Below are 24,712 nucleotides of genomic sequence, written 5' to 3' on the forward strand. Positions count from 1 at the left end.
CCCGCTCCCACATAGCTCTCCTGCGAACACAATATTTGTGCGCGACATGGATCAAGTGTGGGAGCGGGCTTGCTCGCGAAGGGGCCGGAACTGCCAGCCGAGAAGGGCGACAGGTTCTTGTGAACCGTCCTACGCGATCTTGGGAAGTCATGAACTGTGGCCAAAATCGCTCCGATGCTAGTTTGCCTGACGTTCTCGGAGGGCAGATTTTGACGATCAAAATGGCAGTTTCAGCGGGTGTTTTATCAGTGTCGCTAACGGGTTGCGGGACCGCCGCCACCGTCCTGCAGGATGAAGCCCAAGCCGCGCAGGGGCTGCGTCGGCAAAAGACCTATTGCCAATCCATTCCACGGGTCTACAGCGGCCTCGCCTACGACTTCTGTGTCTTGAATGCACCGCCAGACCCTACGGGTATCCTTGTGCCGCTCGTATTGGTGGATCTGGCCGTGTCTGGCGCGCTGGATACCGTTGTCTTGCCGTACACGATTTACCGGCAAAGCGTGGACGGCAGTATCTCCATCTATTGGCGGCCTGCGCGCGGATAAAAAATGCCGTGAGGTCCCGGCCGTGGTTGCATACCGCTTGCGGCTAGAGGTTTGCCGCCGCTTTTACGCTATAATCCCGCCCTTTAGCTGTCTCTCGCTCATTGCGAGGGCACATTAATTTTTGAGGCGCTTGCGCCTGCATGCAGACTAAAGAGGCTAGACCCCTGTGGCATTGACGATTCTTGGCCTGTCCGGCGCCCTTAGCCATGATCCTTCCGCAGCCCTGTATATCGACGGCAAGCTGGTCGCGGCGGCTGAAGAGGAGCGCTTCGTACGCGATAAACATGCAAAGAACCGCATGCCCTACGAATCGGCGAAATTCTGCCTGGAACAGGCCGGTATCAAGCCGTCCGACGTTGACGTGGTCGCGATCCCATTCGCACCGATCAGTCTGTTCGGCAAAGCCCGCTGGCAGTACGCCAAGCGTTACTGGTACGCCCCGGACCGTGCACTCGACGCGATCCTGATGGGCAACCGTCGCTACAAGCGCTATCGCAACAAGATCGTCTGGTGCCTGGAGCAACTGGGTTTTGATCCGAAGAAGATCAAGATCGAGCCGGTCGAGCACCACCTTGCCCACGCCTCCAGCGCTTATCACTGTTCAGGTTTCAAAGAGAAAACCGCGATCCTGGGCATCGACGGCAAGGGCGAGTACGCCACGACCTTCTTCGGTTACGGCGAAAACGGCAAGATCCACAAGATCAAGGAATTCTTCGATCCGGACTCCCTCGGCGGCCTGTATGGCGCGATCACCGAGTTCCTCGGTTTCGATATGCTCGACGGTGAGTTCAAGGTCATGGGCATGGCGCCGTACGGCGACGCCAGCAAATATGATTTCTCGCGCCTGGCTTCGTTCGAAAACGGCGAGTTGGTGATCAACACCGACTACGCCAACGTCATCGGCCTGCGTCGCTACAAAGAAAAGGGCAAGGGTTACTACTTCTCGCCGAAGCTGATCGAGTGGCTGGGTCCAAAGCGCGAAGGCGACATCGCCGACGAGCCTTACATCCACTACGCCGCCAGCATTCAAGCGCTGTTCGAAAAGATTGCGCTGCAGATGATCGACCACTACCTGGGCGACGTGCTCAAGGAAACCGGCAAACTGGCCTATGCCGGTGGCTGTGCGTTGAACGTCAAGCTGAACCAGAAAATCATCGCCCGCGACGACGTCAAAGAGCTGTTCGTACAGCCGGCGTCCGGTGATGCCGGTACCGCAGTCGGCGCGGCAGCCTATGTGTCCCACGCCCGCGGCGTGCCGGTCGAGAAGATGGAACACGTCTACCTCGGCCCGTCGTACAGCAACGAAGACGTGATCGCAGCCTGCGCCCGTCACGCCAACAAGCCGACGTGGCGCAAGCTCGACAACATGCCGGAGCAGATCGCCAAAATCATGGTCGATGGCAACCCGGTGGCCTGGTTCCAGGGCCGCATGGAGTTCGGTCCGCGTGCACTGGGCGGGCGTTCGATCATCGGTTGCCCAAGCGTGCCGGGCGTGGCCGACCGCATCAACCACCAGATCAAGTTCCGCGAGCGCTGGAGGCCTTTCTGCCCGTCGATGCTCGACACCGTGGCGCCGCAGATGATCAAGATCGATCACCCGGCTCCGTTCATGACCTTCACCTTCGAAGTGGCTGAAGAGTGGAAAACCCGCGTGCCGGAAGTCGTCCACGAAGACGGCACCTCCCGCGCCCAGGTGCTCAAGCGCGAATACAACCCGCGCTACTACGACATGATGAAAGCGCTGGAAGTGCTCACCGGCAACGGCGTGTCGCTCAACACCTCGCTCAACCGTCGTGGCGAACCGATGATCTGCTCGCCGACCGATGCGCTGAATATGTTCTTCGGCTCGGATCTGCAGTACCTGATCATGGAAGACATCCTGGTGGTCAAAGAGGGCGCAAACGCTTATGACTCGCTCGGCTGAACGCCATGTGCTGCAGTTCTGCCACGGCTATGACGGGCCGTTCCTGGACTGCGCACGGCAGTACGCCAGCCTGTTCGCGGGCACCGGTTATCGGGTGACCACGGTCTTTCTGACCGGGACTGCCGATAGCGAGGTGGCCGCAGCGTGTGCTTCCGATGAAGTGTTGTTCATGGAATACAGCTCCAAGGCCATTCGTGGCCTGAAGCTGGGTGCCATCGGCGATCTGCGCAAGATCGCCGCGTCGCGCAACTTCAGTTTCTGCATCGCCCATCGCTTCAAGCCGATCTACATCGCCTTGCTCGGCACTTCGTTGCCGGTGATTGGCGTGCACCACGCGTTTGACGATTACAAGCGCGGCACGCGCAAACTGTTCGCGCATATTTTCCGCAAGCGTCTGAGCCTGCTCGGGGTGTCCGATGCGGTGCGCGACGACATGCGCCAATGCCTGCCGAAATGGCCGGCGACGCGTATTCAAACCCTTTACAACCGCATCGACGTGCCTGCGCTGCAAGCCAGTCAGGTTTCCGCTCGCGAAGCTCGGGAAACCCTCGGTCTCTCGGCTGATGCGTGGATTGTCGGCAACGTTGGCCGACTGCACCCGGACAAGGATCAGGCTACGTTGCTGCACGGTTTTGCTGCGGCGTTGCCGGGGCTTCCGGGCAACAGCCAACTGGTGATTCTCGGCAAGGGGCGTCTGGAGCAGGATCTCAAGGAGCTGGCTCGGGAGCTGGGTATCGGTGATCGGGTGCTGTTCCTCGGTCAGGTGCCGGACGCGCGCAATTATTTCCGCGCCTTTGATGTATTTGCCCTGAGTTCCGATCACGAACCGTTCGGCATGGTGCTGCTGGAGGCAATGGCCGCTGGCGTACCCTTGCTCGCCACAGCGTGTGGCGGGGCGAAGGAAGTGGTCGAAGGCGTGGGCATTCTGTTCCCGCTCGGCGATGCTGAACACCTTGCACAAGGCCTGCAACATTTGGCGGGTATGGATGATCAACAGCGCCGTCAATGCGCCGAGATGATGCTCGATCGCTTGCGTGAGCGTTTCTCCGACCGTGCGGTGCGCGACACCTTCTGGCGTCTGCCGCAAGTTACCGATCTGGCACCGAGGGGCTGATGCTCAACCGATTCCAAGGCTGGCGCGAACGTGGCTGGTCGCCCGTTGACGCCTCTACCTACGCAAAAGCCTGGCAGCAATTTGGCGGAAGCGTCGCGACTCATCCTCTGGTGGTCGAGCGTCTGGCGGATCTTGCCGGCATCCCGGTGCGATACCTGGCCTGGGAGCAACTGGGCGAAGTCAAGGCCGCGATCCCGACCTGGGGCCGCGATGTGGCGCTGTCCAAGGATGTGCTCAAGCGCAACGGCAAAAAAGGCCTGTTCGATCTCGGCAATGCCGAGCTGATTTTGCCGGCCGCCGCTGATGTTCAGGCTCCTCTGCGCCATCGTGCACGCTACTTGTCGGCACTCAACGAAACCCGCTTCAGCGGCATGAAGTTGCAGGCAGAACAATTGGCCATGGCCCGTACCCCGGAAGAGCTGTCGAAGAAGTTTCGCTACAACCAGCGCCGCGAATTGCGTCTGCTGGAAGAGGCGGGCGGTGTGGTGCGTCCGGTCGGCGAATTTTCCAGCGCTGAATTGGCGGCGATCTACTGTGATCTGTTCCAGCGTCGTTGGGGGTTCCCGGCCACCGGCGCTGCGCGCATGGCCGAAGTCCTCGAACTGCTGCGCGAGTTGCTGATCGGTTCGGTGATCTTCCTCAACGATGCGCCGATTGCGATTCAACTGGTGTACCGCGTCGAAGCGCCGGAATGGATCAGCGTCGAGTACATCAACGGCGGCGTTGATCCCGAAACCCGCGAATTCAGCCCCGGTAGCGTATTGAGCTTCCTCAATACGCAAAGCGCCTGGGAGCATGCCCGGGCGCAGGACAAACCGTTGCGCTTTTCCTTCGGTCGCGCCGACCGTGAGTACAAGGATCGCTGGTGCAACCCCGTGCCGGTCTTCACCGTATGAGCCAAACCATGAGCCGCAAACAGCAACTGCTCAAGCGCCATCGGCGCAATAAACGTATCGGCCTGCTGATTGCGCTGGTGCTGTTGATCGTCATGGGTGTGCTGGTGGCCTGGTGGTTGCCGCTGGTGCTGGCGGTTCTGGGTTGGGTTGCCCACGAAGCCTGGTTTGCCGACCACCTGTTCTACTCACCGAAAGACGATTACCAGTACAGCTTTCCGCCCTACACGCCCCAGCCCAAAGTGCACCTGAACGGTGAACATTTGCGGCTGGACGAGGGCGTGATGCTGGTCGACGATGCGACGCTGGTGCTGGCCCTGCGGGTAAAAAGCACCTGGCTGGGACGTTTTATCGATCCAGTGGTCGAGTTGGCGGGGGGCGAAAACCCTGACCGACAAACCTTCGAACGAGGCGTAAACGGCCTGCGTTACCTCAATCTCAGTGGTCAGGCTCAGGCGCTGTCGCGTGGTGAGCTGCGCTTGCGCGGGCGTTTCTGTCGTGTGTTTGGTGAGCCTGTGCTGTGGGCACTGGAGCATCCGGATTATCGGCGTCAACGGGTGATGGTCATCGCGCCCCACGCCGATGATGCCGAGCTGGCAGCCTACGGTTTGTACAGCCAGGCCGACGAAACCTGGATCGTCACGCTGACAGCGGGCGAAATCGAAGCCGAACACTACCGGCAGATGGGACTGAACAAGGTCGATGCGGCCCGCTTGAAAGGCCGCCTGCGCACCTGGGACAGCATCACCGTGCCACGTTGGGCCGGTGTACCCGAGGCCCGCTGCGTACAACTGGGTTATTTCTGCCTGCAACTGGCGAGCATGCAGGTCGCGCCTGCGGTGGCCGCGGGATCGCGGGAAGCGGACCTGGGTGATACCCGGCTGTTCCGTCAGTTGAATCCTTTCACGCTGCCGGGCGATGCCGATGGCGCGCCGACCTGGAACAATCTGCTGGCGGATCTGCGTGAGTTGCTGCTGCGGGCCCGCCCCGAGGTCATCGTCCTGCCGCATCCGACCCTCGATCCGCATCCCGACCATGTCTGCGCCCAGGCGGCAGTTCTCGAAGCCTTGCAAGGCCTGGACTGGCAGCCGACCACGCTATTGGGCTATGCCAACCACCTGCACGACAACGACCGCTGGCCGATGGGCGATACCGGTGATGGCATCGCCTTGCCGCCGGCCTTCGATCCGGCCCAGCCGATGCAGCCTTATTGCCTGTCCTTGCCGCTGGAGCAGCAGCGAGACAAGGCCATGGCGTTGGGCATGATGCACGACCTGCAATCGGCGATGCCGTTCAAGCGTCGCTTGCGTCGGCTGATACAACGTTTGTTGGCCGGCCGGTTGCCGTCCATCTATGGCCAGAACGAATTCTTTCGCAAGGCCGTCCGGCGCCACGAGCTTTTGTGGTCCATCAAGCACACACCAGGCAATGTTTCTCAGCGGGGAGAGTTATGAGTCAGCGGTCAAAGGTCCTGCAGCTGCAGCCTGACTACAACGTCAAAGCCCATGATTTCGCCGACCTCGCGGAGCAAATCGTCAAGGCCCTACCCGGTGATCGCTATGAAGTGACCGCCGCGTTTCTGCGCGGTAAACCCGGGCCGGGCGAAGCAGTGAGCCGAGCCGACCGTTCGGTGTACTTCGAATTTTCCGACAAGTCCCTCAAGGGCATGCGCCTGCGGGCCATGTGGCAGCTGTACAAGTTCTGCCGTCGGGAAAAATTCGATGTAGTGATCTGCAACCGCTTCAAGCCGGTGAACATGATGCTGGCGCTCAACCGCTGGTTGAAAGTGCCGTTGTGCATCGGCATTTCCCACGGCTTTGGCGAGTACGACCGTTTTTACCGGCGCCGCCAGACCCAGCGCCTGATCGATCGTCACTGGCGCTTCGTCGGCGTGTCGCCAGCGGTGAAACAGTATCTGCTGGACTGTGACTGTGGCTTCACCGATCAGAATACCTATGCCATCACCAATGCCATCGACATCGAGCAGGCCGAAGGTCTGCAACACAGTCGTGAAAAGGCCCGTGAAATGCTGGGCATCGATCCGTCGGTGCGGCTGATCGGTGCGTTGGGGCGACTGGTGCCGGTCAAGGGCCATATCTATTTGCTGCAGGCCTTCGCGGCACTCAAGGACAAATACCCCAATACCCAACTGGCGATCATTGGTGCCGGCCGCGAAGAGTCGCGCCTGGCCGCGGAAATCGACCGCCTCGGCCTCAGCGGTCGCGCCCATTTGCTGGGGTTCAAGGAAATTGCCCTGCAGTACATTCGAGCTTTCGACATCTGGACCATGCCTTCTTTGGCCGAAGGCCTCGGGCTGGCGCTGCTCGAAGGCATGAGCGGGCATTTGCCGGTGATCGCCTCGAACGTGCCGGCCATGTTGCCGCTCATCGAGGGGGCCGGTGGCCTGGCGATTACGCCGAAGGATGTGCCGACGCTGCAGGCGGCGCTGGACACTTACCTTGGCCTTTCGGATGACGAGCTCAAGGCCAAGGGCGAGCAGTCCTTCCGTTATCTGCAGCTACACCATGACATTGAGGAGTTCCGTCGCGAATACCTCAATCTGATCGATTCCGGCCTGGAACAGGCCCGCAAGGAGCAGCCATGAACGACGCGCAACCCATCGTCACAGTCATCATCGCGTCGTACAACCACGCTCCTTACATCGAGGAAAGCATTCTCAGCGTCCTCAACCAGACCTATCGGAACATCGAGTTGCTGGTGGTCGACGACGGCTCGAAGGATGACAGCGTCGAGCGGATCAAGGCATTGCAGGCCATCCATGGCTTCGACTTCCGGGTTCAGGAAAACCAGGGGCTGACCAACACCCTCAACGGTGCAATTGCCCGGGCCAAGGGCAGCCTGATCGTGCCGTTCGGTTCGGATGACATCATGCTGCCGGAGCGAATCGCCACTCAGGTCGCGCATATGGAGGGCAAGCCCGAGGTCGGCATTTGCGCCGGTAACATCGAACTGATCGATGCCGATGGCAATCTCTACCCCGAGAAGCGCCAGCGTCGGGATGTGCCGTTCCGTCGTCTGGATTTCGACGACATGTTCCTCGAGCGCAAGCCCTATCCTCCGGCGCCCACCCTGATGATCCGCCGCGAAGCGCTGGACAAGGTGGGCGGTTTCGACCCGACCATTCGCCTGGAAGACTTGCTGATCGAGCTGAAGGTGACCCATGCCGGTTACTTCATCGATGGTCTGAATGTGTTGATGGCGCGCTATCGCAAGCACGCCACCAACTCCTACAAGAATCACCGCTTCATGATCGACAGCATCCTGCGCACCTACGCGCTCTTCAGCGATCACCCGCTGTATGACGAGGTGCGCTACAAGTTCCTCAATTCCATGTTCCTCAAGACCGCCAACCGTGATCGCAAGCTGGCGCGGGAGTTGCTGGCGCAGATTCCATTCAAGGCCTGGAACAAGAAAACCTGGCGTGGACTGGGCCGGATGTATTTCTCACGGCTGGAGAAAGACTGAGCCGGAGGCTGGATTCAAGGGGGGGGAAGGCGGGGCATTGTCCTCGGAGGCATGCCCCGGCAACGGCTCAACGTTGTTGAGCCGTTTCCTCCGGAAGTTCTTTCCTCGGCTTCCTGTTCTGGCGCAACCAGTGCAGGGTTTTCTTGCCGGCATTGATACCGGGCTTTTCGATGTACAGGTAAGTCAGGCTGCTGATGATGATCAGCAGGCAACTGCACACGGCCAGCAACGGCAGGAAGACCCAGGGTTGCCGGACGTCAAGGTGCAATATCGGCGGTAGTCGCTGCACCAGTACCCAGAGCACGAAACCGTGCAGCAGATACGTGCTGTAGCTGATTTCCCCCAGCCAGCGGATGCTGCGTGGTCTCAGGGCGCCGAACAAGGTATTGCCGGACGCCACGATCACAAAGAACAGTGAAAGCAGCAGCAGCGCCCCCAGGTTGAATGCCCGGTTGAACGCCGTAAAGGCGATCGCCAGCGCGAGCAGGGCGACGATGCCCGCCAGTGGAGACAGGCTCCAGGCGACGCATTGTGGACGGCGAATCCAGTACGCCGCAGCGATGCCGCCGAGGAAGCTGGCCAGGAAGTGCTTCTTCAGCGAGTGTTCCCAGCCGACAACCTGGTACAGGGTATAGATGCCGATCAGGCACAGCACCGTCTGCATCCAGCCGCCGCGACAAATGAACACCATGGCGGCCAGTGGCAGGGCCAGGTAGAAAAACAACTCGTACCCCAGCGTCCAGGTGACGTTGGAGATCAGCATGCCGGTCTGGTGGTACTGGTTGACGTCTGGCCGGTCGAAGATCAGCCAGGCCAGGGTCTGGCCAATGAGTTGGGTGCCGGAGTCCTTGAGTTCCCAGTCCTGCAAATAGAACACACAGACAAACACGGTCAACATCAGCGGCAGGTAGAGCGGGTAGAGGCGAAACAGCCTGGATACCGCAAATGCCAGCCAGTCGTGTTGCCGTCCGTGGGTGAGCAAGCGGTTCCAGAACAGAAAGCCGGTGATCATGAAAAAGAGGGCGACGCTACCCTGGCCGAGCTGCGAGTAGAAGTTGCTCGGAGGAAAGTCGATCACGCCGGTTTTCAGAAAGATCCAGGTAATGATCGAGTGGTGCACGAACACGCCGAAGGCCAGATACCCGCGTAAGCCGTCGATGCCGGCAAAGCGGCTTTCGCCGCAATGCTCCAGCTCTCGGGGGATTTTCGGCACGCTGCGCAACAGTAGCGCAGCGGTCGCGATGGCGAGCAGGTAGGCCGCCATCGCGATAAGCGGGTTGGTTTCTGTCATCAGTGAGCCTGGGCCGGAGGACTCCCGGCCAGCACGTGCCTGTGCAAATTATCCACGTCGGCTTTCGAGGCCGTCGCGGCGTATCCCAGCAGCAGTGCTTCGAAGTGATCCTCGAACAACCAATGCCGATCCGATGCGTAGCGCTGCATGTGGCGCAGATTACGCCGACGCAGGGAAGGGCTCAATGCCGAGGGGTAAATTCGCAGGTCGGCCAGGTCGATCAGGCCGAACTCGCCGTCCTCCAGCACCAGCACATTGCCCAGGTGCAGGGAGCGGAAGTAGACCCCTTGCTGGTGCAGTTGAGCCATGAATTTACCGAAGCGCTCCACCAGTGCCTGGCGCACTGCCGGGGCGGTGATGCCTTGCAGGATCTGGCGCAGCGTGTTGCCTGGCAACGGGGAGTAATGCACGGCGGTGCTGCCGTCTTCGAACCGGTAAAGGTCGAGGATGTGCGGTGTCGGGATGCCCATGCCGCGCAGTTGCACGCTATTGACGGCAAAACGATCGGAGTAGGGCGTGAAACTGCCCGAGGTATACCAGCGACGGCGGCGGAACAGCTTGAGAAAACTGCCATCGGTCAGGCGCAGGACCTTGGGGCCCAGACCATCCTCTTCGATGACCCTGGCATCGGCAGTCAGCTGTTGCAGGGCGCTTGGTGTCGCCGTCTTGATCGGCGTGTCCAGCAGGCGCCGGGCACGCTGATTGATGCTCAATGCGGCAATCAGCGCCAAGGGGATCCATAGCAGGAACCAGTGCTCCTTGGGGCGAGAGATGATCCCGCCACCTTCAGTCAGGCCTGCACCGATACCGAAGGCCAGCCAGGCTGAGGCGATGATAAACAGCGGTTGCACACGATGGCGCCGGCTGCTGATGAAGCTCCATACAACAAAGAACAGCCATGGCAGCAGGCCGATAATGCCGACGTAGTAGAGCACGCCAAGGGCAAAGCTATGGGGCTCCTGAAGGTTGTAGCCGACGCCGGGGTCCAGTCTCAGTGCGGCGTTGTAACCGTGCCCGATCCATGGGTGTTCAGCGATCCGGTTCAGGGTCAATTGCCAGAGCTCGATGCGGAAGGAACTGCCTCTTTCGAAGATTTTGTCCGCAAACAACGCGAAAGTCGCCGTACCGGCGAAGAACATGGCGCCAAGCATGAAGACCGAGCGTCGATTCCAGCAGATGAAACACAGCCAAAGCGCAGCCAGCGTCAGTGCAACCAGTGGGGTCCTGGAGCCGGTGGCCAGCACCGCGGCGAACATGATCGCCATCGCCGGTACGCTCAGCCAAAGTACCTGGCGTCGCTTGCACGTCATGCTCAGGCTCAGCCAATAGGTACAAAAAAAGCCGAAAACGTGGGAGCTGAGCAGTGGATTGTCGAATGCGCCTACACCGATCAGGCGCATTTCCGGTTGGTAGATCTGGTCGAACCTGTACAGGTTGTAGGCAGAGATGACCAGTGCCACCGTCGCGGCGCAGAACAGCAGGGGCTGGATGATTTCGCTGCGAAAGCGCACCAGCAGGTAGCAGCCAACGAACAGCAACAAGGTGTGCAATGGCGGTTTGAACTGGCCAAAGTCGATGTCGTCGTCTGGCCTCCAGCTCAGGCTGAGCAGTGCCCACGCCATAAATAGCAGGGCTGCAATGACGATCGGCTCGCGCAGCAACTCTTTGCCGAGCCGCGGCCGCAGGCACAGTGCAAAGAGTGCCGGAATGCTGAACAGGCCATAATAAAGCTTGTGATGCACACTGCGCCCCGGCAGGAAAAACAGCGCACAAAGCAGCAACAGATAACCGAGCGGAAGGATCCACAAACAAATGAAATCGAAGATTCTGTTGGACGTGCTGTTCAAAACGTTTAATTGCATGCTGGGTAACTTATTCCTGAATTGAGCGACCATACCAAGGCAGGGACATCGGGTGGCTATTTGACGCGCCACAATACACAGACTGTATGCGATTGCCAGAACCCTGGGGAAGCTGTGGTAAAGTCAGCGTCCTTTTCATCGACATTCGCGTGATATGACCGACTCCAGTCTCTGCGCAAGCCCATCGAGCTTGAAAATCTACTTCCGCCTGCTCGGCTATGTCCGGCCGTACATCAGCCTGTTTCTGATCAGCATCGTCGGTTTTCTGATTTTCGCTTCGACACAGCCAATGCTGGGCTACATCCTCAAGTACTTTGTCGACGGTCTATCCAATCCTGAAGCGGTGCTGTTTCCAACAGTGCCCTACCTGCGGGATCTGCAACTGCTGCAGGCGGTGCCATTGTTGATCATCCTGATCGCCGCGTGGCAGGGGTTGGGGTCGTACCTGGGCAACTACTTCCTGGCCAAGGTTTCCCTGGGCCTGGTCCATGACCTACGGGTCCAGTTGTTCAACAACCTGCTGGTGTTGCCAAACCGGTATTTCGACAAGCATAACTCGGGGCACCTGATTTCACGTATCACCTTCAACGTGACCATGGTCACGGGGGCGGCAACAGATGCGATCAAGGTCGTAATCCGTGAAGGCATGACGGTGATCTTCCTGTTTGCCTCGCTGTTGTACATGAACTGGCGCCTGACGCTGGTCATGGTCGCCATCCTGCCGCTGATCGCCCTCATGGTGCGCACGGCCAGCAAGAAATTCCGCAAGCAGAGCAAGAAAATCCAGCTGGCCATGGGGGACGTGACGCATGTGGCGTCCGAAACGATCCAGGGCTATCGCGTGGTGCGCAGCTTCGGCGGTGAAAAGTACGAAGAGAAACGCTTCTTCGATGCCAGCCAGGGCAACACCGACAAGCAATTGCGCATGACCCGCACCGGCGCCATCTACACGCCGTTGCTGCAACTGGTGATCTACACCGCCATGGCCGTGCTGATGTTCCTGGTGCTGTTCCTGCGGGGCGATGCGTCGGCCGGCGACATGGTGGCCTACATCACTCTGGCTGGCCTGCTGCCCAAGCCGATTCGCCAGCTGTCCGAAGTCAGCTCGACCATCCAGAAGGGCGTGGCCGGCGCTGAAAGTATCTTCGAGCAACTGGATGTCCAGCCTGAAGTCGATACCGGCACCGTCGAGCGTGATGTGGTCAGCGGTCGCCTGGATGTGCGCAACCTCAGCTTTACCTACCCTGACACCGAGCGTCAGGTGCTCAATGACATCAGTTTCTCGGTCGAGCCCGGGCAAATGGTGGCCTTGGTGGGACGTTCGGGCAGCGGCAAGTCGACCCTGGCCAACCTGATTCCGCGTTTCTATCACCACGACAAGGGCGAAATCCTGATCGATGGCGTCGAAGTGGAGCAGTACAAGCTGTTGAACCTGCGTCGGCATATCGCCCAGGTGACTCAGCACGTGACCCTGTTCAGCGATACCGTGGCCAACAACATCGCCTATGGCGACCTGGCTGGCGCACCCCGTGAAGACATTGAAAAGGCAGCCAAGGATGCCTACGCGATGGACTTCATCGCTCAATTACCTGAAGGCCTGGACACCCAGGTCGGGGAAAACGGCGTGTTGCTGTCCGGTGGCCAGCGCCAGCGCCTGGCGATTGCCCGGGCACTGTTGAAGAATGCTCCGCTGCTGATCCTCGATGAGGCGACTTCGGCGCTCGATACCGAGTCCGAGCGGCATATTCAGGCAGCCCTGGACCAGGTCATGAAAGGTCGCACCACGCTGGTGATCGCTCACCGCCTGTCGACCATCGAGAAGGCCGACCTGATCCTGGTCATGGATCAGGGGAAAATCGTCGAGCGCGGCACCCATGAACAACTGCTGGCGCAAAACGGCTACTACTCGCGCCTCAACGCGATGGGCCTCGACGCCCCGGCCGAAGACATCGCCTGACCCCGAAAGGGCGAGCCTGGCTCGCCCTTTCGCACTCCCGTCGAAACCGGTCAGCCGCTACCGTGACTTTGATGATTTCGCCTAGCGGGTTTATTGCTCAAAAAATGAGCAAAAAATGTTGGCGAATCATCCGGTTGCAGCCACCGCACTAGCCGACACCAACCCTGTGTTAATATCGCGCCCCTGTTCATTCTGTATGTGGGTTGCACCATGAAGTTGTCCATGCCGCGATTCGATCAAGCCCCTGTCTTGGTAGTCGGCGATGTCATGCTCGACCGTTACTGGCATGGTGGTACCTCACGGATTTCTCCTGAGGCACCGGTGCCGGTGGTCAAGGTCGATCACATCGAAGACCGCCCGGGCGGTGCTGCCAACGTTGCCTTGAACATTGCCGCCCTGGGGGCTCCGGCTTCGCTGGTCGGTGTCACCGGCGACGATGAAGCCGCCAACAGCCTGGTCAACAGCCTCAAGGGCGCCGGCGTGCGGGCCATCTTCCAGCGCATTGCGCACCAGCCGACCATCGTCAAGCTGCGGGTCATGAGCCGTCACCAGCAATTGCTGCGCATCGACTTCGAAGAACCCTTCGCCACCGACGCGCTGGCGCTGGCCGCGCAGGTCGATGAGTTGCTCGAAGGCATCAAGGTGCTGGTGCTGTCCGACTACGGCAAAGGCGCGCTGAAAAACCATCAGGCGCTGATCCAGGCTGCCCGCGCCCGCGGCATTCCGGTGCTGGCCGATCCCAAGGGCAAGGATTTCTCGATCTACCGTGGTGCGAGCCTGATCACGCCAAACCTCAACGAATTCGAAACCATCGTCGGTGGTTGCGCCGATGAGCACGAATTGGTGAGCAAGGGCGCGCAACTGATGCACGACCTGGACCTCGGTGCCTTGCTGGTGACCCGTGGCGAGCACGGCATGACCTTGCTGCGCCCGGATCATCCAGCGCTGCACTTGCCGGCCCGGGCCCGTGAAGTGTTTGACGTGACCGGTGCCGGCGACACAGTAATTTCCACCCTGGCGGCCGCGATTGCTGCGGGTGAGGAGTTGCCCCACGCGGTGGCCCTGGCCAACCTGGCGGCCGGTATTGTGGTCGGCAAGCTCGGTACGGCGGCCATCAGTGCGCCTGAACTGCGTCGTGCGATTCAGCGCGAGGAAGGTTCCGAGCGTGGAGTGCTGGGCCTTGAGCAACTGTTGCTGGCGGTCGATGATGCCCGTGCGCACAACGAGCGGATCGTGTTCACCAACGGTTGCTTCGACATCCTGCACGCCGGTCACGTGACCTATCTGGAGCAGGCGCGGGCCCAGGGCGATCGCCTGATCGTGGCGATCAACGACGATGCATCGGTCAGCCGCCTGAAAGGGCCTGGCCGTCCGATCAACAGTGTCGACCGGCGCATGGCCGTACTGGCCGGCCTGGGTGCGGTGGACTGGGTGATCAGCTTCTCGGAAGGCACCCCGGAAAACCTGCTGAGCGCGGTCAAGCCGGACGTGCTGGTCAAGGGCGGCGACTACGGTATCGACCAGGTGGTCGGCGCGGACATCGTGACGGCCTATGGCGGTACCGTGAAAGTGCTGGGGCTGGTGGAAAACAGCTCGACCACCGCGATTGTCGAGAAGATCCGCAAGTCTGAATAACGCAGCTTTTGTAGGAGCTGGCTTGCCAGCGATGGTCGTTAACGATGACGCTAATCTATTGAACAGATGCGGCGTCCTTGAGTCCATCGCTGGCAAGCCAGCTCCTACAAGGTTATGCGTACACCAGTCGGAGCTGCAGCAGTTTGCTTTCAGGAGCTGACTTTTTTACGCGGCACTATTTTCTTCAGCAAGAGCTTGGCCTTCCCGCGTAACCGCGCCAGGCCCGAATCCTTCCCCGGCGGGGTCAGGCCCTGCTGCCTCACCCAGTCCTTCCAGCGAATTCGCTCGTCGCGAACCAGCCAGCCTTCCTGTCGGGCAAAACTCTCGGCCAGGTACAGTCCGCGCGTGCTGGCGGGACACAGCTGATCCTTTTTCAAGGTGTAGAGCTCAGCCATCGGGTGGCCGTCCTGCAAGGGCATCAAGTACAGATCGGGGCGCTTGCGGTCGAGGCGGGCGACGAGTTGATCGCCTTCCAGTCGTTCATCGACATGGAACAGGCTCAGGGATTTGGCTTCCTTGGGAACGTCCAGGCGCAAGTCGTAGATCAGTTGCAGTGACGCCGTTGGCAAATGCACGTAAGCCCGCGGACGCTCCATCAGCATCAGGTTGGCGCAACGTACCGGTCGCGCCGAGCCAGACAGTGGCGACAAGCGAAACGGCAGGGCTTCACGGTAATGCAGGGCGGCCGAGTAGGGCGCTGGCAGCCAGGTGTCGTTGAACCGACCACCGAGCCAGCCTTCCGGGGTTTCCAGCAGGCATTCTTCGGCTATCTCCTGGATCGCCGTGTGCAAGGGCAGATTCAGTTCATGGGCGGGCACGTAACCGGAGATCAGCTTGAGCACCACATCGCCACGGTCCTGCCGGCGTTGGCGCACCAGCACCCAATAGTCGCGATTCTGCCAATGCAGGGTCAGGCGCACCGAAACCCCGAGGTTGGCCAACTCCAGGGCAAACCGTTCGCTGTCGCCGACCGTCACCGGCCGACGGCGTTGCAGGGTCTGGGAGAAATTCAGCGGCCTGCCGACACTCTGGTAAGCCAGGCCTTCGGGGGTCGCTTCGACGAATAACGGCAGGGTCTTGAAGTTGCTCGGGTTCTTTCTGATGAGCGTACGCGACATGTCGGCTCCTGCTTAAGGCCGCGTGAGCGGCGTCAGTGGCTACGTAGGACCTGGGCAACGGTCGCGACATTGTGGGCGAGGTGCAGCGGATTGATGGTCCCGACAATAGCACTGGCAACACCCGGATGTTCAAACAACAACTCGAAACTGGCGCGCACCGGATCCACGCCCGGACTCAGGCAGACATGACCACTGGCGAGGGCTTTCTTGACCAGAATGGCTTTGCCGTGTGCAGCAGCATAGTCAATGACGGCCTTCTCGTTTTGTTCGTTCAGATTGTAGGTGACCATCGCGCAATCGCCTTGCTCCAGTGCCTTGAGGCCACCGTCGACGGTTTTGCCGGAAAACCCGAAACCGCGAATCTTGCCTTCGGCCTTGAGCGCGGCGAGGGTGTCGTAGACTTCGCAGTCATTGAGGATTGCCAGGTCATTACCATCGGAGTGCACCAGCACCAGGTCGATGAAGTCCGTTTCCAGGCGGTGCAGGCTGCGGTCCACCGACATTCGAGTGTGTGCGGCGCTGAAATCGTGACGGGACTGGCCGTCGGCAAACTCCTCGCCGACCTTGCTGACAATCACCCAATCCTGACGCTGACCGCGCAGCAACGGGCCGAGGCGTTCTTCGCTGCGACCATAGGCCGGGGCGGTGTCGATCAGGTTGATGCCCAGGTCGCGGGCGAGTGTGAGCAGCCTGCGTGCTTCATCGTCATCGGGAATCTGGAAGCCGTTGGGGTACTTCACCCCTTGGTCGCGGCCCAGTTTCACGGTGCCCAGGCCCAGGGGTGAAACCAGCAGACCGGTGCTGCCCAGCGGGCGATGCAGGTCGTGCAGGGTCGGTTGGCTCATGGCAGCAGTTGCTCCCAGGCCGGTACGCCCATCGGCGGCTTCGGCAGTTCAGGCAGCGCTGCCGGGTGGCTTGGCTGGATACCGTCGCGAGTCAGGCTGGCGATCACCCGGTCGGCGAAGTCCGGGGCCAGGGCGAGTTTGGTCGGCCAGCCCACCAGCAGTCGGCCTTCCTCGGCCACAAAGGCGTTGTCGGGACGGGTCAGGCCTGATTGCAGCGGTTCGGCGCGATCCACGCGCAAGGTGGCCCATTGCACTGTGCTCAGGTCGATCCATGGCAGCAATTGACCTAGTTCTTTCTGTGCGGTGGCGATCTGCTCGGCGGGCTCACGGGTCACGCCTTCGGATTCCGCGATATCGCCGCCCAGGTACCAGACCCATTGGCCATCCGCCGCCGGGTGCGTGGTCACGGTGATGCGCGGTTTGGTGCCACCACCCAGGCAGTGGGCGTACAGCGGTTTGAGGCTTGGCCCCTTGGCGATGATCATGTGCAACGGGCGGCGCTGCATGGCGGGCTGGCTCAGGCCCAGCGTTTCAAGCAATGCCGCGGTTCCGGCGCCAGCACTCAGGACGATGCGTTGGGCACGGATCTCGCGCTCGTCCACCTTCAGGCCGACCAGCACGCCGCCTTCGAGCAGCGGCTCGATCTTCTGCCCGGCGAGCAAGCCATCTCCGGCCAGATCGGCCAGGCGCTGGATCAGGCTTGGCACGTCGACCACCAGTTCCGCCAGGCGATAGACCTTGCCCTTGAAACGTTTGTCTTGCAGGGCTGGCGGCAATTGCTCGCCCTTGACCTGATCGACGCGGCCGCGCACGGCTTTGCTGGCGAAGAAACTGGTGAGGTTGCCGGCGAGGGTGCCAGGGGACCAGAGGTAATGGGCTTCGGACAACAGTCGCACCCCGGACAGGTCCAGTTCGCCGTCGCCAGCCAAGGCTTCACGCCAGCGGCGCGGCATGTCGGCGATGGCTTCCGAGGCACCGGTCAGGGCGCCATGCAGCGCGTATTTGGCGCCCCCGTGGATGATGCCCTGGGACTTGACACTCTGCCCGCCGCCGAGGCTGGCGCTTTCCACCAGCACGGTCGAAAAGCCCTGGCGACGCAGGCGCGCATTCAGCCAGAGGCCGGCGACACCAGCGCCGACAATCAGCACGTCGGTGGAAATAACGGATGGCATTCGGCGACCTCTGTGTTCAAGACGAGGGCGCAGTATACAGACTCGAAGATTGGAGGGGCTGACGCCAGTGCTCTCGAGCCAACGAGTAACCCTGTGGGAGCGAGCTTGCTCGCGATAGCGGTGGGTCAGTCAACATTGATGCTGAATGCCATGCCGTCATCGCGAGCAAGCTCGCTCCCACAGGGGATCGTGTTTCGAGCTCTAGTGCCCCGCAGTCTTGGAGAAGAGCTGGATGACCACGACACCCAGCACAATCAGCGCCATCCCCATCATTGCCGGCACGTCCAGCTTCTGCCCATAGATAAACAGCGCCGCGATGCTGACCATCACGATCCCCATGCCGGCCCACACGGCGTACGCCACGCCCACCGGAACGCTGCGCACCACCAGGGTCAGCATCCAGAAGGCGATCCCGTACCCGACGATGACCAGCACCAGTGGCAGCGGGGTGCTGAAGCCTTTGACCGCTTTCATCGAAACAGTGGCAATCACTTCGGCGCAGATGGCAATGGCCAGGTAGTAGTAAGCGGTCATGGGTCAATCCTCGTGTGAAGTGTTGCTCTCTGAGGTCGGCATTCTAGAGATTCGCCAGATGCGGTAAAGTCATTACCTATCTGTTTGAGAGATTGGTTGAGCCATGAGCATGCAATGGAATCTGGAGCAGCTGCGGTTGTTTGTGAGCGTAGCGGAGCAGCGTTCGTTTTCTGCTGTTGCGCGCGATCAGCGCAAGGCGCAGTCGGCGGTCAGCAGTTCGATAGCGTTGCTGGAAGAAGACCTGGGCGTCAGCCTGTTCGACCGCAGCAGCGGCCGTCAGCCGAAACTCACTGAAGCCGGCACGGCTTTGCTGGACGAAGCGCGGGAAGTGTTGCGCCAGTGCGAACGGCTCAATGGCCGGGCGCTGGCGATGATGCGCGGGCAGGAAGCTCGACTGCGTGTGGCACAGGATGAGGCGATGCCTTATCAGCCGATCATCGAAAGCTTCGAAGCCCTGGCGGAAAAATTCCCCAGCCTTGAAGTGCAACTGACCAGCGCCGCCCAAGGCGATGTCGCGCGCAAGCTGGTGGAGCGGCGCGCCGATCTGGGGCTGCTGTTCTTTCACGATCAGATTCCCGAGGCTCTTGAGCGGCGGGTGCTGGGCAGCGTGGAAATGGTCACGGTGTGCGGCAAGGATCATCCGTTGGCGCGCAAGGGCGCAGTGGACGGCCAGCAACTGGCGCAACATCGGCAGTTGCTGATGTCCACAGAGTCGAGCATTTACCCCGGCAGTGATCCGGCCAGCCCGCAGGTCTGGCGCGCCGACAGCTTTTATGTGATGGCCGAATGGCTGGTACGCGGCCTCGGCTGGGCCTGGTTGCCACGCCACGTGGTGCAGTACCCGACCTATCAGAACCAGATGGTCGAACTGGTCAGCGAATGGACCCCGCCGGCCCTGGTGGTGGAACTGGTATGGCGCCGGGATGAACCGCTCGGTCCGGCCGCGCGCTGGCTCGCCGAACGTTTTGCCGTGCACTTGCAGACGATAGGCGAAAAAAGCCGATAAACTCCGCCGCCATGAATAGAACTCTCTACACCGCGCTGTTTTATCTGGGGCTGCCATTGGTAGCGATTCGGCTTTGGCTGCGCGCGCGCAAGGCGCCGGCGTATGCCAGGCGCATCGGCGAGCGCTTTTCCTACGGGATGCCGACGATGAAACCGGGCGGCATCTGGGTGCACGCCGTGTCGGTGGGCGAAAGCATTGCGGCCGCACCGATGATTCGCGCCTTGCTGGCGCGTTATCCGGATCTGCCGATCACCGTGACCTGCATGACCCCGACCGGTTCGGAACGCATCCATGCACTGTTCGCCAATGAGCCGCGCATCCAGCACTGCTATCTGCCCTATGACCTGCCTTGCGCTGCCCGGCGCTTCCTTGATCGGGTCCAGCCGAAATTGGCGGTGATCATGGAAACCGAACTGTGGCCCAACCACATCCATCAATGTGCCAAGCGCGGGATCCCCGTGGCGTTGGCCAATGCACGGCTGTCCGAGCGTTCGGCCAGAGGTTACGGCCGGTTCCCCAGGCTGACCCAGCCGATGCTGGCCGAGATGAGTCTGTTCGCGGTGCAGACCGAAGCCGAGGCCCAGCGCTTGCGCGACCTGGGCGCGCGGACGGAAACCGTCGAAGTGACCGGGTCGATCAAGTTCGACCTGACCATCGACCCGCAACTGCTGGAGCGCGCCGTTGAGTTGCGCGGGCAATGGCAGGCGCTGGAACGACCGGTGTGGATCGCGGCCAGTACCCATGACGGCGAAGACGAGGTGGTGCTGGCGGCCCACCGTCAGTTGTTGGCCAGTCACCCCGATGCCCTGCTGATTTTGGTGCCGCGTCATCCTGAGCGCTTCAATTCGGTGTTCGGGTTGTGCCAGCAACAAGGGTTTGCCACGGTCCGGCGCTCCAGCGGCGATGCGGTCAGTGCGAATACTTCAGTGCTGCTGGGCGACACCATGGGCGAGTTGCTGTTTCTCTACGCCCTGGCGGACAGCGCATTTGTCGGTGGCAGCCTGGTGCCGAATGGCGGGCATAACCTGCTGGAGCCGGCGGCCCTGGCTAAACCGGTGTTGAGCGGTCCGCATCTTTTCAACTTCCTCGAAATCGCCGCGCAGTTGCGCAGTGCCGGGGCGTTGCAGGAAGTGGAAGATGCCGAAGGGCTGGCGGTGGCGGTGCAGCGACTGTTCGAACTGCCGCGAGATGCGCAGTGCATGGCAGAGGCCGGGTTGACGGTGATGCGCACCAATCAGGGGGCGTTGCAGCGGTTGCTGGATGGGTTGGGGCGGTTGATCGACAAGTCTTCAATTCGCCGCTGATCCTGTGGGAGCGAGCTTGCTCGCGATGGCGGCTGTACATCCAACACCTAAGTTGCCTGTCAGTCAGCTATCGCGAGCAAGGTTTGTGCTGCCTTGAACTCTGATGGTCAAGGTCGCGCTTTCAACTGCTCCTCTGCCGCCTTGGCCAGATCCGGAGGCAGGAAGTCCTTGTCCGGGTTGTAGTTCGGGTTGAGCCAGCGAGCCAGGGTTTGCAGGTCCCCCGGATTCAACGTACCGGCCTGTTGCTTCAAGCGCAGGTTGTCGAGGATGTAGTCGTAGCGGGTGTTGTTGTAGTCACGCACCGAGGTGTAGAGCGAGCGCTGCGCATCCAGCACGTCGACGATGTTTCGCGTACCCACCTGATAGCCGATTTCAGTCGCTTCCACCGCGCTCTGGTTGGAGATGATCGATTGCTTGCGCGCCTGTACCTGCTCGACATCGGTGTTCACCGCGCGGTGCAGGTCGCGGGTGTTTTCCACGATGCTGCGGCGCAGGGATTCGCGTTGCTGTTCGGTCTGGTCCAGTTGTGCATAGGACTGACGCACCTGGGAGTTGATCAGGCCACCGCTGTAGATCGGGATGTTCAGTTGCAGGCCCACAGTCGTTTGCTCGACGTTGCCGCCGTACGCCTGGGGCAGGTTGTTCGGGTTGCTGAAGCCCAGTGCGTCGTTGTCGCCTTTCTCGTACTTGGCGATCGCGTCAACCGTTGGCAAGTGCCCGGACCTGCGTTGCTTGAGGGTTTGCTCGGCGGCGCTGACGGCATAGTTGCTGGCCAACAGATTGAGGTTCTGCCTGCCCGCGGTTTCGACCCAGGCCTTGGCGTCGTTCGGTACTGGCGGCAGGATCGGCAAGTCATGCCTGATGCCCCAGATCGAGTTGTACTGACGGTTGGTCAGGGTAATCAATGCTTCAAAGGCGTCGTCCACCTGGCGCTGCGCAACGATGCGGTTGGCGCGTGCGGTGTCGTAGCTGGCTTGTGAGTTCAATACGTCGGTCTTGTCCGAGAGGCCGACATCAAAACGTTCGTTGGATTGATCGAGCTGGCGTTTGAACGCCGCTTCTTCGGCCTTGGTCGAGGCCAGGTTGTCCTGGCTGCGCAGCACGTTGAAATAGCTGTCAGCGGTTTGCAGGATCAGGTTTTGCTCGGTCGCCGAGAGTTGCAGGGCGGCCTGTTCGTTGACTTCCTTGGCGGCCTGGAACTGGAACCAGCGATCGGCGCGGAACAGCGGCTGCGCCAAAGTGGCCTGGTAGGAATGAGCGTCGCGGTTGGTCGTGCCCGAAGGTTGATCGAGCGACGTACGCACCTCGGAAACATTGGCGCCGCCCGAGAGGTTCGGCAGCAGCCCGGCGCGAGCCTGGGGCACGACTTCTTTCTGCGCGCCATATTGGGCGATGGCAGCCGCCAGGTCGGCGTTGTTGTTGACGGCTTCTTGATACACGCTGACCAGGTCCGTCTTGGCCGATAAGGGCACATCTGCTGCCCAGGCCATTCCGTTGGACGCACAAGACACGGCGAGGGCCAGTGAGAGTTTGCGCAGCATAGACGATCCCTAGAATTGATATTACAGAGGTAATTTGAGCGCCAAGGCTAAGGCCCTGCTTTGACAGCGTCAATGCGCGGCTCAGCGTAGCGAGTGTAGTTGTGCATTCGGACGGCAACAATCCTGATACTGCGTGTAATTACGCCATTCATCATGGTGTTTGCCGTGGGGTTGGCGTTCTTTGCCAGTTGTGTCTAGACTGGCCGGGTTCTTGTCGGGGTGCCTTGCTTTGAGGCTGAGATCGAATAATTTCGGATCCCGTTGAACCTGATCAGGTTAGCGCCTGCGTAGGGAACAAGATTTCTCGTCACCCGGCGAGTCCTCTTGTGCTTCGTCCGGGATGTTGTTCGACAATCGAACACCCCTCGAGCACTGAGCACAGCACAGCTGGTTTTCCCAGCGCCCGTGCGTCCATTCGTTTACAGGTTCGCTCCGACAAAAATCCACTGCCTGGATGTGTGTCTGGAGAGCCCGTGATGACTACAAAAGCAAAAATCGCCACCAACCTGAGTGATTCGGCCAAGGTCGATCAGCAATCGGTTCAGCCGTTTACCCGCTCGCAAAAAATCTATGTTCAGGGCACTCGCCCGGACATCCTCGTGCCGATGCGCGAAATCAGCCTGGACGTGACGCCGACCGACTTCGGTGGCGAGGTCAACGCACCGGTGGTGGTGTATGACACCTCGGGCCCGTACACCGACCCCAATGTCATCATCGATGTGCGCAAAGGCCTGGCCGATGTGCGTTCGCCGTGGATCGAATCCCGTGGCGACACCGAACGCCTGAGCGGCCTGAGTTCGAATTTTGGCCAGGAGCGACTTGCCGATCCGGAGCTGACCAAGCTGCGCTTCGCCCACGTCAACAACCCGCGCCGCGCCAAGCCGGGCGCCAACGTCAGCCAGATGCACTACGCGCGCAAAGGCATCATCACCGCTGAGATGGAATACGTCGCCATCCGCGAAAACATGAAGCTGGAAGTGGCCCGCGCCGCCGGCCTGCTGGACCAGCAACACGCCGGCCACAGCTTCGGTGCCAGTGTGCCGAAAATCATCACCCCGGAATTCGTCCGTGACGAAATCGCCCGTGGCCGCGCGATCATTCCGGCCAACATCAACCACACCGAACTGGAACCGATGATCATCGGCCGTAACTTCCTGGTGAAGATCAACGGCAACATCGGCAACAGTGCACTGGGTTCGTCCATCGAAGAAGAAGTGGCGAAACTGACCTGGGGCATTCGCTGGGGCTCGGACACGGTCATGGACCTGTCCACGGGCAAGCACATCCACGAAACCCGCGAGTGGATCATCCGTAACTCGCCGGTGCCGATCGGTACGGTGCCGATCTACCAGGCCCTGGAAAAAGTCGGCGGCGTGGCCGAAGACCTGACCTGGGAGCTGTTCCGCGACACGCTGATCGAGCAGGCCGAGCAGGGTGTCGACTACTTCACCATCCACGCCGGCGTGCTGTTGCGCTACGTGCCGATGACCGCCAAGCGCGTGACCGGCATTGTCTCCCGTGGCGGTTCGATCATGGCCAAGTGGTGCCTGGCGCACCACAAAGAGAACTTCCTCTACACCCATTTCGAAGACATCTGCGAAATCATGAAGGCCTACGACGTCAGCTTCTCGCTGGGCGATGGCCTGCGTCCGGGCTCGATTGCCGACGCTAACGACGAAGCGCAGTTCGGCGAACTGGAGACCCTCGGCGAGCTGACCAAGATTGCCTGGAAACACGACGTGCAGTGCATGATCGAAGGCCCGGGCCACGTGCCGATGCAGTTGATCAAAGAGAACATGGACAAGCAGCTCGAATGCTGCGACGAGGCGCCGTTCTACACCCTTGGCCCGCTGACCACCGACATTGCGCCGGGCTACGACCACATCACCTCCGGTATCGGTGCGGCGATGATCGGCTGGTTTGGTTGCGCCATGCTCTGCTACGTGACGCCGAAGGAGCACCTGGGCCTGCCGAACAAGGATGACGTGAAGACCGGGATCATCACCTACAAGATCGCCGCGCATGCCGCCGATCTGGCGAAGGGGCATCCGGGCGCACAGATCCGCGACAATGCCTTGAGCAAGGCGCGTTTTGAATTCCGTTGGGAAGACCAGTTCAACCTGGGGCTCGATCCGGACACCGCGCGTTCGTATCACGATGAAACCCTGCCGAAGGATTCGGCCAAGGTGGCGCACTTCTGCTCCATGTGCGGGCCAAAATTCTGCTCGATGAAGATCACCCAGGAAGTCCGCGAGTATGCGGCCAACCAGCGGATCGAAGCGGTCGACGTAGACGTCGCCCAAGGCATGGCCGAACAGGCCGAGCGCTTCAAGCAGGAAGGCAGTCAGCTGTATCAGAAAGTTTGATCTGATCCTGGATTGGCGGTGCCTGTGGCGCCGCCTTCGCGAGCAAGCCCGCTCCCACATTCGACCTGCGTACACAGGACCAATGTGGGAGCGGGCTTGCTCGCGAAAGCGCCAGATCA

General features: G+C 60.8%; 19 protein-coding genes and 1 riboswitch. Of the genes, 12 read left to right on the top strand and 7 right to left on the bottom strand.

Annotated elements, in window-relative coordinates:
* Positions 1-209: 209 nt before the first annotated feature.
* The 7 genes from KGA98_RS06180 (at position 210) to KGA98_RS06210 (ending at position 7,962) form a co-directional block, all read left to right on the top strand.
* Positions 210-545 carry a YceK/YidQ family lipoprotein gene (locus tag KGA98_RS06180; RefSeq protein ID WP_079246814.1) on the top strand — a complete coding sequence of 112 codons (336 nt, stop codon included), beginning with the start codon at positions 210-212 and terminating at the stop codon, positions 543-545.
* Between the two features lie 166 nt (positions 546-711).
* Positions 712-2,469, top strand: coding sequence for a carbamoyltransferase (locus tag KGA98_RS06185; protein WP_057712283.1), 1,758 nt, complete (start codon positions 712-714; stop codon positions 2,467-2,469).
* Positions 2,453-3,583, top strand: a complete 1,131-nt coding sequence (locus KGA98_RS06190) for a glycosyltransferase (protein WP_223501862.1) — start codon at positions 2,453-2,455, stop codon at positions 3,581-3,583. The genes KGA98_RS06185 and KGA98_RS06190 overlap by 17 nt, the downstream gene beginning before the upstream one ends.
* Positions 3,583-4,479, top strand: coding sequence for a GNAT family N-acetyltransferase (locus KGA98_RS06195; protein WP_223501863.1), 897 nt, complete (start codon positions 3,583-3,585; stop codon positions 4,477-4,479). The genes KGA98_RS06190 and KGA98_RS06195 overlap by 1 nt, the downstream gene beginning before the upstream one ends.
* An 8-nt stretch (positions 4,480-4,487) precedes the next feature.
* Positions 4,488-5,930, top strand: coding sequence for a PIG-L family deacetylase (locus tag KGA98_RS06200; protein ID WP_223501864.1), 1,443 nt, complete (start codon positions 4,488-4,490; stop codon positions 5,928-5,930).
* Positions 5,927-7,081, top strand: coding sequence for a glycosyltransferase family 4 protein (locus tag KGA98_RS06205; RefSeq protein ID WP_223501865.1), 1,155 nt, complete (start codon positions 5,927-5,929; stop codon positions 7,079-7,081). The genes KGA98_RS06200 and KGA98_RS06205 overlap by 4 nt, the downstream gene beginning before the upstream one ends.
* Positions 7,078-7,962 (top strand): glycosyltransferase, encoded by an 885-nt coding sequence (locus tag KGA98_RS06210; protein ID WP_102669306.1) that lies wholly within the window; start codon positions 7,078-7,080, stop codon positions 7,960-7,962. The genes KGA98_RS06205 and KGA98_RS06210 overlap by 4 nt, the downstream gene beginning before the upstream one ends.
* Before the next feature lie 67 nt (positions 7,963-8,029).
* On the opposite strand, the gene KGA98_RS06215 is transcribed toward KGA98_RS06210, so the two are convergent.
* Together KGA98_RS06215 and KGA98_RS06220 are read right to left on the bottom strand one after the other, a co-directional pair.
* Complete coding sequence (locus KGA98_RS06215; RefSeq protein ID WP_223501866.1) at positions 8,030-9,253, bottom strand: acyltransferase family protein; 1,224 nt, start codon at positions 9,251-9,253, stop codon at positions 8,030-8,032.
* Positions 9,253-11,115: a bifunctional O-antigen ligase/aminoglycoside phosphotransferase family protein gene (locus KGA98_RS06220; protein ID WP_150811910.1), complete on the bottom strand. Its 1,863-nt coding sequence runs from the start codon at positions 11,113-11,115 to the stop codon at positions 9,253-9,255. The genes KGA98_RS06215 and KGA98_RS06220 overlap by 1 nt, the downstream gene beginning before the upstream one ends.
* Before the next feature lie 154 nt (positions 11,116-11,269).
* Here KGA98_RS06220 and msbA point away from each other — a divergent pair, with 154 nt between their 5' ends.
* A complete protein-coding gene (gene msbA, locus KGA98_RS06225; RefSeq protein WP_057712276.1) occupies positions 11,270-13,072 on the top strand; it encodes a lipid A export permease/ATP-binding protein MsbA in 1,803 nt (600 codons plus the stop codon).
* A gap of 210 nt (positions 13,073-13,282) precedes the next feature.
* Positions 13,283-14,707 (top strand): bifunctional D-glycero-beta-D-manno-heptose-7-phosphate kinase/D-glycero-beta-D-manno-heptose 1-phosphate adenylyltransferase HldE, encoded by a 1,425-nt coding sequence (hldE, locus tag KGA98_RS06230; RefSeq protein ID WP_090452776.1) that lies wholly within the window; start codon positions 13,283-13,285, stop codon positions 14,705-14,707.
* A gap of 149 nt (positions 14,708-14,856) precedes the next feature.
* Here the strand turns inward: hldE and KGA98_RS06235 are convergent, their stop codons facing one another.
* The 4 genes from KGA98_RS06235 to KGA98_RS06250 form a co-directional block, all read right to left on the bottom strand.
* The gene (locus KGA98_RS06235; RefSeq protein ID WP_102669303.1) at positions 14,857-15,825 is read right to left on the bottom strand and encodes a metal ABC transporter ATPase; all 969 of its coding nucleotides are present in this window, start codon (positions 15,823-15,825) and stop codon (positions 14,857-14,859) included.
* Between the two features lie 32 nt (positions 15,826-15,857).
* A complete protein-coding gene (locus tag KGA98_RS06240; protein ID WP_223501867.1) occupies positions 15,858-16,670 on the bottom strand; it encodes an aldo/keto reductase in 813 nt (270 codons plus the stop codon).
* Positions 16,667-17,842, bottom strand: a complete 1,176-nt coding sequence (locus tag KGA98_RS06245) for an NAD(P)/FAD-dependent oxidoreductase (protein WP_057712272.1) — start codon at positions 17,840-17,842, stop codon at positions 16,667-16,669. The genes KGA98_RS06240 and KGA98_RS06245 overlap by 4 nt, the downstream gene beginning before the upstream one ends.
* Positions 17,843-18,043: 201 nt before the next feature.
* Entirely contained in the window at positions 18,044-18,376 is a 333-nt protein-coding gene (locus tag KGA98_RS06250) for a DMT family transporter (protein ID WP_057712271.1), read from the bottom strand.
* Between the two features lie 103 nt (positions 18,377-18,479).
* On the opposite strand from KGA98_RS06250, the gene KGA98_RS06255 reads away from it, so the two are divergent.
* Entirely contained in the window at positions 18,480-19,382 is a 903-nt protein-coding gene (locus tag KGA98_RS06255) for a LysR family transcriptional regulator (protein ID WP_191622243.1), read from the top strand.
* A gap of 11 nt (positions 19,383-19,393) precedes the next feature.
* Positions 19,394-20,686, top strand: a complete 1,293-nt coding sequence (gene waaA, locus KGA98_RS06260) for a lipid IV(A) 3-deoxy-D-manno-octulosonic acid transferase (protein ID WP_223501868.1) — start codon at positions 19,394-19,396, stop codon at positions 20,684-20,686.
* Positions 20,687-20,793: 107 nt separating this feature from the next.
* On the opposite strand, the gene KGA98_RS06265 is transcribed toward waaA, so the two are convergent.
* Entirely contained in the window at positions 20,794-22,227 is a 1,434-nt protein-coding gene (locus KGA98_RS06265) for a TolC family outer membrane protein (protein WP_090452786.1), read from the bottom strand.
* Positions 22,228-22,432: 205 nt separating this feature from the next.
* Positions 22,433-22,538, top strand: a riboswitch (TPP riboswitch).
* Between the two features lie 165 nt (positions 22,539-22,703).
* On the opposite strand from KGA98_RS06265, the gene thiC reads away from it, so the two are divergent.
* Positions 22,704-24,593 (top strand): phosphomethylpyrimidine synthase ThiC, encoded by a 1,890-nt coding sequence (gene thiC, locus KGA98_RS06270; RefSeq protein ID WP_008063536.1) that lies wholly within the window; start codon positions 22,704-22,706, stop codon positions 24,591-24,593.
* Positions 24,594-24,712: the final 119 nt, after the last annotated feature.

The sequence above is a fragment of the Pseudomonas sp. BF-R-24 genome, assembly GCF_019947335.1.
GTDB lineage: Bacteria > Pseudomonadota > Gammaproteobacteria > Pseudomonadales > Pseudomonadaceae > Aquipseudomonas > Aquipseudomonas jessenii.

Bases quoted from the DNA above. Each gene is read 5' to 3' on its own strand.
- KGA98_RS06190 (WP_223501862.1), top strand. From the start codon at position 2,453: ATGACTCGCTCGGCTGAACGCCATGTGCTGCAGTTCTGCCACGGCTAT.
- KGA98_RS06195 (WP_223501863.1), top strand. From the start codon at position 3,583: ATGCTCAACCGATTCCAAGGCTGGCGCGAACGTGGCTGGTCGCCCGTT.
- KGA98_RS06200 (WP_223501864.1), top strand. From the start codon at position 4,488: ATGAGCCGCAAACAGCAACTGCTCAAGCGCCATCGGCGCAATAAACGT.
- KGA98_RS06205 (WP_223501865.1), top strand. From the start codon at position 5,927: ATGAGTCAGCGGTCAAAGGTCCTGCAGCTGCAGCCTGACTACAACGTC.
- KGA98_RS06210 (WP_102669306.1), top strand. From the start codon at position 7,078: ATGAACGACGCGCAACCCATCGTCACAGTCATCATCGCGTCGTACAAC.
- KGA98_RS06215 (WP_223501866.1), bottom strand. From the start codon at position 9,253: ATGACAGAAACCAACCCGCTTATCGCGATGGCGGCCTACCTGCTCGCC.
- KGA98_RS06220 (WP_150811910.1), bottom strand. From the start codon at position 11,115: ATGCAATTAAACGTTTTGAACAGCACGTCCAACAGAATCTTCGATTTC.
- msbA (WP_057712276.1), top strand. From the start codon at position 11,270: ATGACCGACTCCAGTCTCTGCGCAAGCCCATCGAGCTTGAAAATCTAC.
- hldE (WP_090452776.1), top strand. From the start codon at position 13,283: ATGAAGTTGTCCATGCCGCGATTCGATCAAGCCCCTGTCTTGGTAGTC.
- KGA98_RS06235 (WP_102669303.1), bottom strand. From the start codon at position 15,825: ATGTCGCGTACGCTCATCAGAAAGAACCCGAGCAACTTCAAGACCCTG.
- KGA98_RS06240 (WP_223501867.1), bottom strand. From the start codon at position 16,670: ATGAGCCAACCGACCCTGCACGACCTGCATCGCCCGCTGGGCAGCACC.
- KGA98_RS06245 (WP_057712272.1), bottom strand. From the start codon at position 17,842: ATGCCATCCGTTATTTCCACCGACGTGCTGATTGTCGGCGCTGGTGTC.
- KGA98_RS06250 (WP_057712271.1), bottom strand. From the start codon at position 18,376: ATGACCGCTTACTACTACCTGGCCATTGCCATCTGCGCCGAAGTGATT.
- KGA98_RS06255 (WP_191622243.1), top strand. From the start codon at position 18,480: ATGAGCATGCAATGGAATCTGGAGCAGCTGCGGTTGTTTGTGAGCGTA.
- waaA (WP_223501868.1), top strand. From the start codon at position 19,394: ATGAATAGAACTCTCTACACCGCGCTGTTTTATCTGGGGCTGCCATTG.
- KGA98_RS06265 (WP_090452786.1), bottom strand. From the start codon at position 22,227: ATGCTGCGCAAACTCTCACTGGCCCTCGCCGTGTCTTGTGCGTCCAAC.
- thiC (WP_008063536.1), top strand. From the start codon at position 22,704: ATGACTACAAAAGCAAAAATCGCCACCAACCTGAGTGATTCGGCCAAG.